This window comes from Cytobacillus purgationiresistens, assembly GCF_030813235.1.
Lineage (GTDB): Bacteria > Bacillota > Bacilli > Bacillales > Cytobacillaceae > Cytobacillus > Cytobacillus purgationiresistens.
The window spans coordinates 1-13,437 of sequence record NZ_JAUSUB010000024.1; the positions used below are offsets into that span (position 1 = coordinate 1).

A 13,437-nucleotide genomic window follows, 5' to 3' on the forward strand; every position below is an offset into this window, starting at 1 on the left:
GTTTGGTCAACTAGTTAACCCTTTCTGGCTTTTCTTCTCCATCCGGGCACTAGTTTGGTCAACTAGTTAACCCTTTCTGGCTTTCCTTCTCCATTCGGGCACTAGTTTGGACATCTAGTTAACCCTTTCTGGCTTTTCTTCTTCATCCGGGCACTAGTTTGGTCAACTAGTTAACCCTTTCTGGCTTTTCTTCTCCATCCGGGCACTAGTTTGGTCAACTAGTTAACCCTTTCTGGCTTTCCTTCTCCATTAGGGCACTAGTTTGGTCAACTAGTTAACCCTTTCTGGCTTTCCTTCTCCATTCGGGAACTAGTTTGGTCAACTAGTTAACCCTTTCTGGCTTTTCTTCTCTATTCGGGCACTAGTTTGGACAACTAGTAATTAAATTTAATTCATAGATAATTTTGTCCAAATTTTACTTTTTCTGGCCTAATCCCAATTAATCTTGCCAAATCCCTTTTTTTTCTGACCTAACTCATAAATAACCCGCTCTAACCTGTGCAAAACAAAGAGGCCGCCCAAAAAGTCACGATCATTCGACTTTCTGGACAGCCTCTATTCAGCCAATTCAACTGGATTTCTTTCCTAAATAAGCTTCCATAATTCGTGAATCATTCAGGAGCTCATTCGCCTTGCCCTCTGCTACTATCTTTCCTGTTTCTAGGACAAATCCGGAATCGGATATCCTTAACGCCTGCCTAGCATTTTGCTCGACCAGCAATACGGTCGTACCTGACCCATTAATCTCTTTAATGATTTTAAAAATATCGGATACGATGAGTGGTGCAAGCCCCATTGAAGGCTCATCTAATAGGAGAAGCTTTGGTTTGCTCATTATGGCTCTGGCGATTGCTAACATTTGCTGCTGACCGCCAGATAGCGTGCCTCCAAGCTGTTTTTCACGCTCTTTCAAGATTGGAAATCGCTCCATCATTTTGTTAAGATCTTTTTCGACTTCGTTATCCTTGCGGTGATAAGCACCCATCTCCAAATTCTCGAGCACCGTCATTCCTGCTAGTATCTGTCGCCCTTCAGGAACAAGAGCAATCCCTTTTCGAAGGAGTTGGTCGGGCCGAAGCCCTGTAACATCTTCACCAAGGAACTCTATTTTCCCTTTTTGGGGCTTCAATAGTCCAGATACTGACTTCATCGTTGTTGTTTTTCCTGCGCCATTCGCACCTAATATGGTTACGATGCTGCCTTCTTCAACTTGCAATGACACATTTTTCAAGACTTGAATCTTGCCATAATAGGCGTCGATACCACTTACTTTAAGCATAAAGCTCATCCTCCTCCTTCCCGAGGTAGGCCTCGATTACATCCGGATGATTTTGAATTTCTTCTGGTGTACCTTCTGCAATCTTTTTCCCAAAGTTCAGTACGGCAATCCGATCGCAAAGCTTCATGACAAGCGGCATATCATGCTCGATTAACAGTACTGTAATGTCTTTACTTTGGATTTTCTTAATTAAATCAAATAAATCACTTGTCTCGGTTTCATTCATTCCAGCTGCTGGCTCATCCAGTAATAGTAGTTCCGGCCTGCTAGCCAATGCCCTGGCAATTTCGAGCCTTCTTTGCTGGCCATAGGCAAGGTTTTCTGAAACGACTTCACTATAATCAGAAAGCCCAACAAATTCCAGGAGCTCTTCAGCTGTTTCTCTTATCTTGGTTTCTTCCTGACGCTGGGACTTTGTGCGAAAAACACTTCTCAAAACCCCGGCATTACTGCGGCAGTGTTCTCCAACCATAACATTTTCTGCAGCTGTCATTTGCGGAAAAAGCCGGATATTTTGGAATGTCCGGCAGATTCCTTTTTCAGTGATGACATGAGACTTCAATCCGTTAATATTCTCATTATTAAATAAAATTTCACCAGAGGTTGGAATAAACATGGATGTGATTAAATTAAACATGGTTGTTTTTCCAGCACCATTCGGCCCTATCAATCCGAAAATTTCTCCTTGATTGATGGAAAAGGTCACATCTGTCAAGGCGCTGAGACCGCCAAAATTTTTACATACCTTTTTGATTTCCAGCACCATGTTTATGCCCCCCTTTCACACGCTTCCTTTTGAACCAATTCAGCATATTTACATCAATTAAACCTTGCGGACGTACAGCCATCATGATTATAATGATCAGACCGTAAATCATGTATCTATACTCACTTATAAACCTTAGGACCTCAGGCATCAAAGTAAGGAAAAATGCACCGAATACTGGTCCCCAAATGACCTCACTGCCTCCGAATACCACAAATATCAAAATTTCAACAGCACGGTGATAGGCAAAATCAGCTGGGCTGATATAAGCAAGGATATGTGCATACATGGCGCCAGCAAAACCTGCAACTAAAGCTCCTTGAGCAAAAGCTAATACTTTATAATAGGTAATATTGATTCCCATTGACTCTGCAGCCTTTTCATCCAGCTTTATTGCAGCAAAAGCTCGTCCCACACGAGAAGAATGCTGTCTTCTGAAGAACCAGATAATAAAGATTGTAACAAGCAAAAGGAGGGTAAATATTGATAAAAAGATAAATTGATTATTCTGCAGCCCCAGCATGGATGGATTGAACCCAAAACCTTGCAAAGTGCTTAAAATTTCCCGGCCAATATGGGGAATTCCCGAAATACCGACAGATCCATTCGTTAACGTTTCCCAGTTGACAAAGACCACCCGAATGACTTCTCCAAACCCTAGGGTAACTATGGCCAAGTATACCCCTTGCAGCCGCAGCGTCGGAATTCCGATTAAAATTCCACAAATTGCAGCAACTAGTGCACCAGCAATGATACCGACTACGATTGGAAGTTCAAAATGAATCGTTAATAGCGCAGAAGTGTAAGCACCGATTCCCATAAATCCAGCGTTTGCTAAGGAAAGCTGACCAGTGGAAAGTGTAATGTAAACACTAATACCAAGAATAATATTGATTAACATAAAGGATGCGACTTGTAAGTAATATGGATTAATAAGTTCTGCAATCATTGTTTCACCTTCTTACGTTGAAATTTTCTGGCCAAATAATCCTTGTGGCCTAATGAGGAGAATAATGATGATTGCTAAGAATGCAATTGCATCACGATAGCCCGAATCTCCGTACACAACGATGAAGGTTTCTGCTAAACCTAAAATAAGTCCTCCTGCCATCGCTCCTCTTACACTGCCCATTCCACCTAGAATAATAATTGCCAGTCCCTTTAACCCCATTGAAAGACCCATTTGCGGAGTGACTGAGTTGAAAGCCATTCCTACGAGAATACCAGCGATGCCTCCCATTGCAGAAGCTATAATGACTGTCATAGTAATCGTTCTCTTCGTGTCCACTCCGAGTAGGCTTGCTGTTTCCAGGTTTTCTGCTGTCGCACGTAAAGCTTTACCAGCCTTCGTTTTACCAAGCCAAAATGAAAGTGTAAGCATCAATATAATCGAAATAACAAAAATGACAATTTGAACGAGGTACACGGTTATCGATCCAATTTGAAAATTAATTTCTGCAAAGCTAGCACGGAATGGGTGATTTCCAGCCCCAAATAAATGATGGGATAAATTCTCCAGCAAAATGGAAACACCAATCGTACTAATGAGCGGCGCTAAATGAGACACGCCTTGTTTATGTCTTAAAGGTCGTAATGCAAATCTCTCAAGCATGTATCCCATAATTGCTGTAATTACAATTGCCCCAGCGAAAGCCACCCAGAGGGGGGCTTTTAGACTGGATGTAATCATGACACCGATAAAGGCGCCAAACATAAAGATTTCCCCATGTGCCATATTAATGATGCCTAATACGCCGAATACAAGAGTAAAACCTAGAGCAACAATTGCATAAATGCTGCCCAGGGTAATACCGTTAATTAACTGTTCTATAAGCACGGTGTCTCACCTTCTAACATGATTTCATCACGATTTTTATTCAAAAACTACAAATTCCCCATCTTCTATAACTAATACTGTTGGATCCATTATTACATCTCCCTCTTCATCGAAAGAGAAGTTTCCTAAAATACCCTCAAAATCTTTTGTTTCTGCTAATGCATCACGAACTTTATCACGATCTGCCTCACCAGCATTTTTAATTGCATCAGCTAAAATATAAAGTGCGTCATAAGCCTGTGCAGCAAATTGGTCTGGATCATTGCCGTACTTTTCTTTGAATTTTTTGACAAATCCTTGTACTTTAGGATCTTCCTTTTCTCCATACCATGGAGTAGCTACGATTAGTCCATCTGAAGAATCACCAGCAATTTTAATTACTTCAGGAGAGTTAAATCCATTTCCTCCTACAAACGGTACATCAATGCCCATCTTTCTAGCCTGATCCATGATTACAGCACCTTCATTATATAAAGCTGAAGCTAGAATCAAATCTGGTTTATAACTTTTGATTTTAGTCAGTTGCGCATTATAATCTGATTGGCCTTTTTGAAATGTTTCAGTAGTTAAGATTTCTAATCCCATTTTTTCAGCAGTTGCTTTCATCGTATCGAATCCTGATTTTGTAAATACATCATCGTTCCCATAAATCAACGCTACTTTTTTCGCGTCATATTTCTCTATTGCTTTTTCCATAGAAGCTGGAATAGCTAATGCTTCTGGAATTGAATTTCGGAAAACATAATCCCCAATTTGCGGAATTCCTTCAGCGGTTGTCGATGTTCCAATAATCGGTACACCGCTCAAGTCTGCTTCAGGACCTACTACATTCATTTCTGTACTTAGCGTTGGTCCAATAATAGCAGTAACATTATCTGAATTAATTAGTTTTTGCGCAGCAGTTAAAGCTTGATCCTGCTTACCAGCGGAATCTTCAAAAATAAGGTTAAGCTCAACATCGCCTTTTTCATTAATTTCTTCTTTAGCCAGCTCGAGGCCTCCCTTAATCGCTTCTCCATAGGCAGCGCCAGAGCCAGTAATGAAAGAAACTACTCCTACATCTGCTTTCACCTTTCCATCGCTTGCGCCTTCGCTATCTCCACCAGCCTGCTCACTGTTTCCACCACATGCGGATAAAAAAAGTAAACTTGAAAACGCTGTTACTCCTACTAATTTCTTAAACATACCTTTCATTGCCTAGCCCCCTGTTGGAAATATTCAAATTTTCAAAACTATATTACTATTAAAATACAAATATATCGCAAAGTAAATAATAATATTTAATAATACAATCTATTCTCTTACACATTCTAACTGTAAAAAAAAACCTTCCTTTGTCCATTAACGACAAAAAAACAAGCTGATAATTGTTTTAAAAATATATTGATATAACTTCAATAACACTTTATTATTAATAAAGTGTCGGTTAGGTGTATTGATATAATTGATATAATTGATTTTTTCATTGCGTATACTATATTTTAACTAGCGTATACTCAGTAGAAAATATATGTCTAATTGGTATAAATAAAATTACATAATTGGTGGAACCTAGAATTGCAGATAACCCGAGTTTTTCTATAATTTTAACTATTCCCACCTAAAGGCGTTCCGAACTGACTTATATTTAACGGACACTTAATTAATTTGAAGGGAGAAACAATATGAATACTGGTATTATTATCTCACTAACGATCTATATGCTAGGTATGCTATGGATTGGATATTATTCTTACAAACGAACATCAAATCTTTCTGATTATATGCTAGGAGGAAGGACACTTGGACCAACAGTTACAGCTTTGAGTGCAGGGGCTTCCGACATGAGCGGCTGGCTGGTAATGGGGCTTCCAGGAGCCATGTATGCTACGGGCTTAAGCGCATCATGGATTGCTATTGGTTTAACAGTTGGTGCCTTATTAAACTGGGTGTATGTGGCACCAAGGCTTCGTACATATACAGAGATCGCTAACGACTCCATCACCATTCCAGGCTACCTTGAGAACAGATTTGACGATAAATCACGAGTTCTCCGCATGGTTTCTGGCCTTGTTATTCTGATTTTCTTCACTTTTTATGTTTCTTCGGGGATGGTTTCAGGCGGGGTATTATTTGAAAGCATATTCGGTATGAACTATACAACAGGATTATTAATTGTCGCTGGTGTCACAATCGCTTATACCCTATTTGGCGGTTTCCTTGCTGTAAGTTTAACGGATTTAGTTCAAGGGTTAATCATGGTTATCGCGCTTGTTCTCGTTCCAATCGTTACTTTATTCCATGTCGGAGGACTAGGTGATGCAGTTGATACTGCACGTTCGATTAATCCTGCTTACCTTGACATCTTCCGTGGAACCACTATATTGGGAATTATCTCTTTACTAGCTTGGGGTCTCGGTTACTTTGGTCAGCCTCATATCATTGTTCGCTTCATGGCAATTAGCTCGGTAAAACAAATTAAAAAAGCTACTGTTATCGGCATGGCATGGATGATTTTCTGTATCGTTGGCGCAATGTTTATTGGGTTTGTGGGAATCGCATTTTTTGCAAATACGAACCATGTATTAGACGATCCTGAAACTGTCTTTATCGTATTAGGGGAAATTTTATTCCATCCACTTATTACTGGATTTATTATCGCTGCTATTTTAGCTGCTATTATGAGTACTGTATCTTCGCAGCTACTTGTGACTTCAAGCTCTTTAACTGAAGATATTTATAAAACATTCTTCCGCAGATCAGCATCAGATAAAGAATTAGTTTTCATCGGAAGAACAGCCGTACTAGTCGTTTCTATAATTGCGCTAGCATTATCTTGGGAAAAGAATGCCACCATCCTTAGCCTTGTAGGGTATGCATGGGCAGGATTTGGTTCTGCATTTGGACCACTGATTATTCTAAGCTTATACTGGAAACGCATGACTAGCTGGGGTGCGCTTGCAGGAATGATTTCTGGGGCTGCAACTGTTATCATCTGGTCAGCTGTCGGTTTATCTGATACATTATACGAAATCATTCCAGGTTTCGCAGTAAGTTTAATTGCTATCGTTGCAGTTAGCTTAATGACTAAAAAACCTTCAAAAGCAGTTGAAGAAGATTTCGATAAGTATGAGAAAGCACTTAAATAATATTGGCAATATACACATGAGAGCCGGACATTCACTGTCTGGCTTTTTTTTTGTATAATAAAAGGTGCGAAAGTTTTTCAGGAATACAGGAGGGTGTCTTTTGGATTATCAAATAGAAAGAATTGAAGGCTCAACAAATATAGAAGAAATCGCAGAAATAGTGAGTATTCAATTAAAGAAGCCCGTCGTCATCGAAGACGCCCATTTTTCATTACTTGCTTACAGCTCATATTATACTGAGGACTATGATGAGGTTAATAAACAGACTATCTTTAATAAGCAATGGCCTGTTTCTATACATGAAAGGTTTATGGATGAAGGTATTATTGATCAATTAAGTCATTTTAAAAAACCTTTTCGAATAAAAGCAATGAAAGACATTCATTTAAATAAACGAGTGGTCGTTAGTGCTGTTTATCAAAATGAGGTATTCGGTTATATTTGGATTCAGGAAACGACTCCCCGTCTAAAAGAAAGGGAGCTCAAATACCTTCAAGATGCATCCTCTCATATTGCTTTTCTCCTTAATCAACAGAAACTTTTTAAGGAAGGGAAAAACGAGGAGGATCATTACTTTTATGAAAAGGTAATTGAAAATGCATTCCATTCCAAACATCAATTAAAGATTGAAGCAGCAAGCGCAAAAGTGACGCTGCCTAAAACTTTTATAGTGAATGTCTTTAAAATTGAGGAAGGCGACGAATCCAGTTTTGAAGAAGTAACCAATTCAATCAGACTCTTGGCAAATAATATGACTCACTCTACTTATATTTTCTTTAATAATCTAGAAATTATTATCCTATTAGCGAGCCATTCTTCTGAAGAGGACAGTCTGGCAAGCAGCGCAATTGAGTTAGCCAAGTCCACTATCGCTCAATATGACAAATATTCGATTCTTGTTGGAATTGGAAATGAATATTCATCTATTTATAAAGTGAGACAAAGCTACACGGAAGCATTGGAAGTAATTAGAACTTCTATGTTTTTTAATAAAGAGAAATCATTGCCGATAGAATATAAAAATTTAAAAACATTACGTTATCTAGAAACGATCGAACAGCATAATAAAGAAACGAATTATACAAATGAGGATATACTGATATTATTTAAAAAGGATCAATCCGATCAAACCAATTATTTGGGCACACTTGAACATTATTTAATGAATAATTGTAAAATAAAACCCACTGCAGAGGACCTTTTCGTTCATGACAACACCTTGAAATACCGTTTAAAGAAAATCACTCAACTGACGAACATCAATTTTGATGACTTTAATACGCGCTGCCAATTGTATATAGACTTACAGTTGCTTAAACGAAAACGCGCAATTGTATCTAAGCAATTATTATAGAAAAAGCCGAGATCCTCTAGGATCTCGGCTTTACCTTCTATTTAGTTCTCTTCATGTAAGTAAGCCCAAGCATATTGTGCATAAAGTTCTGCTCCTGTTACAAGCGCAGCTTCATCAATGTTAAATTTGCCGTGGTGATGAGCCCATTCTGTGTTCTTTTCAGGATTACCGCTGCCTACTAATGCAAAGCTGCCAGGTGCTTCATCTAAAAAGAAGCTAAAATCCTCTCCGCCCATTGTTGGCTTTTCATCGTATAACACTTCTTCTCCAAAGCTTTCCACTGCGACTTGTTGTACAAGTTTAGCGCTGAATTCTCCGTTGATTACGGCCTGGGTCCCTCTGATGTATTCAACCTCTGCTGTTCCGCCATAAGTAGCTGCGACCTGCTTGGCATAATGGGAAATCTGTGTTTCAACATGATCTTGCACCGCAGGATCGAAACAACGAACAGTTCCTTCAATCTTGGCATTTTCAGCGATGATATTAAATCTAGTTCCAACATCCATTCTCCCAACTGTCACTACCGCGCAAGCTTGAGGATCAATGGTTCTTGATACGATTGACTGAACATTCATTACAAAAGAAGAGGCGATCACTGCAGCATCGATACAATCTTGCGGCATCGCTCCATGTCCCCCTTGACCTTTGAAGTGAATATTAAAAATGTCTGCGGAAGCAAATTGAGGGCCCGGTGTACAGGCAACTTTATCGGTCGGCATCTGTGACCAAATATGAATGCCAAAAACATTATCCACCCCTGTCATCGCACCTTGCTCAACCATTGCCTTTGCACCTCTTCCAACTTCTTCGGCAGGTTGAAATATTAGTCTCACATTTCCCGGTAAATCACCCTTGATGTCATTTAAAGCTTTAGCAGCAATAAGAAGCATCGCTGTATGAGCATCGTGGCCGCAAGCATGCATTTTCCCTTCTTCTTTAGAAGCATACGGCAAATCTTTGTTTAACTCTTCAACAGATAAGGCATCCATATCCCCTCTTAACGCGACGGTCTTTCCAGGTTTTCCACCTTTTATCTCGGCAATAACACCTGTAGGCTCGGTCTTTTTATATGAAATGCCCAATTCATCTAAGTACTGACATACAAATGCAGTTGTCTTGAATTCTTCCCAAGATAGCTCTGGTTCACTATGAAACTTTCTGCGCAATGCTGTTAATTCACCACTTAAGCGAATGATTTTTTCTTTTATTTGTCTATTAACCATGACTCACTTTCGCCCCCGTTAATTTTTTTGCCGTTTCAAATAGAATTCTCACTGCAGTTGCAATATCCTTTGCATCCGACCATTCTTCAGGACAATGACTCAGTCCATCCTTACTTGGAATGAAGATCATCCCCGCTGCTGTAACATCAGCAAAAACCATTGCATCATGACCAGCACCGCTATGTATGGAGGTATGCTGTATGCCAAGGTCTGTGCTCTCTTCTTTTAAAATTGAGCGTACTTCTTCATTTAAATATTTAGGTTCCATATACAATTGCTGCTCTATCGATGTTTTAACCCCTGTTTTGTTTGCAGAAAGAATGATTTCCTTCGCCTTTTCCATCACATTGATCATTTTATCCTCAACAGTTGAACGAATGTCGATAGTAAAGACTACTTTATTAGGAATGACATTCGAACCGTTCGGAAAAACATTCAATTGCCCAACCGTTATCACAGTACCTGAGCCTTCTACAATCGCTAACTTCGGTAATTGTGTGATCGCTTCTGCTGCTGCGATGAGTGCATCAGACCTTGCGTCCATTGGAGTTGTTCCTGCGTGACCGGCTTTACCTTCAACCGTTACTTCCAATTGCGTCAATCCTACAATCGATTCGACAATGCCAATCTTAATCTCTTTTTCTTCTAGAATAGGACCTTGCTCAATATGAAGCTCTAGAAAGGCTTTGATCGACTGCGGATCTCTCTGCTTAGAAAGTGCGGGATTCAGTCCGATAGCTTTCATTGCCTCTACTGTTGTGATTCCTCCTTTATCTTTTAAGCGGGCAAAATCTTCCTCGCTTAATTTCCCTGTCATACCCCGAGAACCCATTAATCCTCCACCGAATCTTGAGCCCTCTTCTTCAATTAATGCAATCACTTCGAGTGGATATTCCGGTTTTATATTTTTCTCGAAAAATAATCCAGCGACTTCAAGCCCTGCAATCACACCTGCTGGTCCATCATAATCTCCTCCATGAGGGACAGAGTCAAAGTGAGAGCCGATTAGGACACTTGGTCCTTCTAACTCTCCTTCCAGCTTTCCAAATATATTACCAAAACCATCCTCACGTACGACAAGGCCATAAGACTTCATTACTTCTTTAATATAAGCACGGGCCTGTAAATCTTCCTTGCTGTACGTCAGGCGAGTGGTACCTTCGTCAGGTGTTGCTGTGAACTGACTTAACGCTTTAATATGATCTTCTATCTTTCTTTGTAATTCATCCACGACTATCACTCTCCTATATTTTATAAGAAACCGACGAATATCCCAGCTAGAATAACCGAAACAATGGTTACTGTTACAAATCCACCCACCAGCATAGGAGGAAGCATGTGACTTGTCAGCACTTCTCTTTCTTTTTCATCTTCTGTTAAAGCTTTAATGACCTCATTGGTAATAATATAGTCTGCTGGAAACCCATATAACGCTGTCAATGAAACAGCGAAGGCCATCTCTTTACTCACTTTCAACAACTTCCCCATGAAGAATGAGAACAAATACATGCCGATAACTGCCAGGACGATACATGCTATAAGGGGGTAAAGAATTTCCATCATCATTCCCGGTGTAGCCTGTTTAAGACCATCAAATATGAATAACATGAGCGCCATAATAGCAAATCCAAATCCATTTGCTTTTTGTAAAACTTGCTTTTCCAAAAAGCCAGCACTTGTAGCAATCACACCAAATAATAAGCAAAGAACAAATGGACTGACTGAGACAACCGGAGCGAGAAGCACTGACACTAAATAGGCTAAATAAGCAACTAGTGATAATCTAAAAAACTTAAAGAAATCAGTATTATACTTTTCTGGTAATCTTCTAAACAGCTTCAATTCTGGCTGCTCTGCTGACGCTGCCGTTTCTTTGTCCGCACGCTTTACAGCAAGCTCTCCATTGCGATATTTCTTAAGTAAGTTTTTCCCTTCTTTTTTTAACACAATCGATGTTAAGGGGTATCCCGCAAAGCCTTGCATGACATAAATGACGATAGCAAACACGGATAAAGATATCAGCCCAGCGTTTTGCGCTGCCTCAGACATAATTAAAGCGGAAACGATTCCTCCTACTAGTGGCGGAATGGCGACCACAATCGTTTCAAATCCAAATAAGAAGGTACCAATTCCGAATAAAACAACAATGATGCCCAGGATACCGGATAAAGCAATTAACACAGTCTTCCACTGATTTTTTAGCTCTTGAATAGATAGCAGTGTTCCCATATTGGTAATAAGCAAATACATAAGCATTGTTGCAACCGCTGGAGGTACACCTGCTATCTCGACAATATCACTCGGGAAGAATGTCCAATATCCTAGCAGAAACAGGACTGCACAAATAAAGATAGATGGAACCCATGCCTTTGTACGAACAGCTACTACGTCTCCTATAAACAAAATTCCTACTAAAATAACTAATGCTAATAACTGCGACACTTGCTTCACTTCCTTATTTTCTCTAATTAGTATTTCACTATAATATCACCAAAATTATCAAATTGAAAGATTATTTAATATTTTATCATAATTTTAAAAAATTAAATAAATTGCAAGCGCTTTAAAGCAGTCTATTTGCTTAACACTTGAAAATACAGGGATAAGTACGAAAAACTACCGAATAATTATTCAGTAGTTTTATTTTTTGTATTCATCAAATTACTCCCATTTATATATCATTTATTCCAATAAAAGCATACTTTTTGCAACGACAGCCAACTCCAACTTTTCAAGTGAATGGCAATATTCTTTTTTGATTTCTCCATCCACTTTCTTCTTATCATCCAAGAGATAATCAATTACAGTCGGTTCACCATACCAGTCACCATCTTCTGAAGCGACATGCATCCGATTATTCCATGCATATTGCAGTACTGGGCTATAAAATTTGCTTGCTCCTGTCCTTAATTTACCGTTTGAAAGCTTTAATTGATAAGGAAGGCTAGGATTATTTTCATATAACTGGCTGAAAATATGTGGCCAATAATCTTTTCGGGATCCTGTATGCTCATTGTTTACTGCCCAATGAACTACTTGCCTTAGCCAGGAAGCATTCTGAAACAACAGAGTGTACAGCCTTTTCCCCAATAGAATGCGCTCATTTAACTCATCAAATAAATGGACTGTTTGTCCGGTAAAATGAACGATACCGCTTTTGGTATATGGAAAAAGAATATGATTAAACGAAAAAAAATCTTGTAGCTTAAACTCCATCGTGTGAATCACCTGTTTTTGATAATACGGGTTATTGACTACTCTATCTTCTATATAATTTTGTTCATTGACAATGAGTGCTGTGGTTAATATATAGGGATCATGCCTTTCCCACAACTGATTCCATATAGTTTCCATGAAAGTAGAAACCTTTAAGGAGTGTAGCAGATGGTATAATGGTTTTCCTTTGCGCAAACTTTCCTCATACAATAAAAGTTGCGGAAATGCATCTTGAAAGATAAGCCAGTTCGCTCTTTCCATAAAACTAAAAAAAGCTTCTTGCTCTTTCTCTGATAACATTCTTCTTAATAACTCTCCTTTTAAATCCGTCATATTCCATCCAGCATTCCTTGATACCATATGAGCTAGAAATGACCAATGTATTGTAGGGTGTTTTATGTAAAAATCAAGATATGCTTTTGTTCGAGTGATATTATTTACATTGAGAGAAGCCGTCTTTTCTTTAATTAATGAGATGATTTTTTCCTCTTCTAATAAAAGTGTATCTTTCATCGAAACACCTTTATCATTTCTACGCAGTTCTTTTTTTAGCGCTTTAAGCTGGGGGGAAAGCTGCGAATGATGGAACCATTTTTTCAGAAAAAAGATAACAATTACCTCCTTCGCGAATGAT

Annotated in this window: 11 protein-coding genes; 2 read left to right on the forward strand and 9 right to left on the reverse strand. The window is 39.0% G+C overall.

Annotated elements, in window-relative coordinates; all coding sequences use genetic code 11:
• Window positions 1-568: 568 nt before the first annotated feature.
• Genes J2S17_RS21020 through J2S17_RS21040 form a run of 5 tightly spaced genes read right to left on the reverse strand, consistent with a single transcriptional unit; the run spans window position 569 to window position 5,076 of the window.
• On the reverse strand, window positions 569-1,279 hold the full coding sequence (locus J2S17_RS21020; protein WP_307477799.1) for an ABC transporter ATP-binding protein: 711 nt from the start codon (window positions 1,277-1,279) through the stop codon (window positions 569-571).
• Window positions 1,272-2,045 (reverse strand): ABC transporter ATP-binding protein, encoded by a 774-nt coding sequence (locus J2S17_RS21025; protein WP_307477801.1) that lies wholly within the window; start codon window positions 2,043-2,045, stop codon window positions 1,272-1,274. The genes J2S17_RS21020 and J2S17_RS21025 overlap by 8 nt, the downstream gene beginning before the upstream one ends.
• Entirely contained in the window at window positions 2,017-2,994 is a 978-nt protein-coding gene (locus J2S17_RS21030) for a branched-chain amino acid ABC transporter permease (RefSeq protein ID WP_307477803.1), read from the reverse strand. Before J2S17_RS21030 ends, J2S17_RS21025 begins: the two co-directional genes overlap by 29 nt.
• Window positions 2,995-3,006: 12 nt before the next feature.
• Window positions 3,007-3,882 (reverse strand): branched-chain amino acid ABC transporter permease, encoded by an 876-nt coding sequence (locus J2S17_RS21035; RefSeq protein WP_307477805.1) that lies wholly within the window; start codon window positions 3,880-3,882, stop codon window positions 3,007-3,009.
• 36 nt (window positions 3,883-3,918) lie between these two features.
• Window positions 3,919-5,076: an ABC transporter substrate-binding protein gene (locus tag J2S17_RS21040; protein ID WP_307477807.1), complete on the reverse strand. Its 1,158-nt coding sequence runs from the start codon at window positions 5,074-5,076 to the stop codon at window positions 3,919-3,921.
• A gap of 470 nt (window positions 5,077-5,546) precedes the next feature.
• Here J2S17_RS21040 and putP point away from each other — a divergent pair, with 470 nt between their 5' ends.
• Window positions 5,547-7,010 (forward strand): sodium/proline symporter PutP, encoded by a 1,464-nt coding sequence (gene putP, locus J2S17_RS21045; RefSeq protein WP_307477809.1) that lies wholly within the window; start codon window positions 5,547-5,549, stop codon window positions 7,008-7,010.
• A 100-nt stretch (window positions 7,011-7,110) separates the two neighbouring features.
• On the forward strand, window positions 7,111-8,364 hold the full coding sequence (locus tag J2S17_RS21050; protein WP_307477811.1) for a PucR family transcriptional regulator: 1,254 nt from the start codon (window positions 7,111-7,113) through the stop codon (window positions 8,362-8,364).
• Window positions 8,365-8,405: 41 nt separating this feature from the next.
• Here the strand turns inward: J2S17_RS21050 and J2S17_RS21055 are convergent, their stop codons facing one another.
• The 4 genes from J2S17_RS21055 to J2S17_RS21070 form a co-directional block, all read right to left on the reverse strand.
• Complete coding sequence (locus J2S17_RS21055; protein ID WP_307477812.1) at window positions 8,406-9,587, reverse strand: amidohydrolase; 1,182 nt, start codon at window positions 9,585-9,587, stop codon at window positions 8,406-8,408.
• Window positions 9,580-10,818 carry a Zn-dependent hydrolase gene (locus tag J2S17_RS21060; protein WP_307477813.1) on the reverse strand — a complete coding sequence of 413 codons (1,239 nt, stop codon included), beginning with the start codon at window positions 10,816-10,818 and terminating at the stop codon, window positions 9,580-9,582. Before J2S17_RS21060 ends, J2S17_RS21055 begins: the two co-directional genes overlap by 8 nt.
• Window positions 10,819-10,838: 20 nt before the next feature.
• Window positions 10,839-12,029: a hypothetical protein gene (locus J2S17_RS21065; protein ID WP_307477815.1), complete on the reverse strand. Its 1,191-nt coding sequence runs from the start codon at window positions 12,027-12,029 to the stop codon at window positions 10,839-10,841.
• Window positions 12,030-12,269: 240 nt separating this feature from the next.
• Window positions 12,270-13,316: a DUF2515 domain-containing protein gene (locus tag J2S17_RS21070; protein WP_307477816.1), complete on the reverse strand. Its 1,047-nt coding sequence runs from the start codon at window positions 13,314-13,316 to the stop codon at window positions 12,270-12,272.
• Between the last annotated feature and the right edge of the window lie 121 nt (window positions 13,317-13,437).

Coding starts and splice junctions, on each gene's coding strand:
- J2S17_RS21020 (WP_307477799.1), bottom strand. CDS start 1,279: ATGCTTAAAGTAAGTGGTATCGACGCCTATTATGGCAAGATTCAAGTC.
- J2S17_RS21025 (WP_307477801.1), bottom strand. CDS start 2,045: ATGGTGCTGGAAATCAAAAAGGTATGTAAAAATTTTGGCGGTCTCAGC.
- J2S17_RS21030 (WP_307477803.1), bottom strand. CDS start 2,994: ATGATTGCAGAACTTATTAATCCATATTACTTACAAGTCGCATCCTTT.
- J2S17_RS21040 (WP_307477807.1), bottom strand. CDS start 5,076: ATGAAAGGTATGTTTAAGAAATTAGTAGGAGTAACAGCGTTTTCAAGT.
- putP (WP_307477809.1), top strand. CDS start 5,547: ATGAATACTGGTATTATTATCTCACTAACGATCTATATGCTAGGTATG.
- J2S17_RS21055 (WP_307477812.1), bottom strand. CDS start 9,587: ATGGTTAATAGACAAATAAAAGAAAAAATCATTCGCTTAAGTGGTGAA.
- J2S17_RS21070 (WP_307477816.1), bottom strand. CDS start 13,316: ATGAAAGATACACTTTTATTAGAAGAGGAAAAAATCATCTCATTAATT.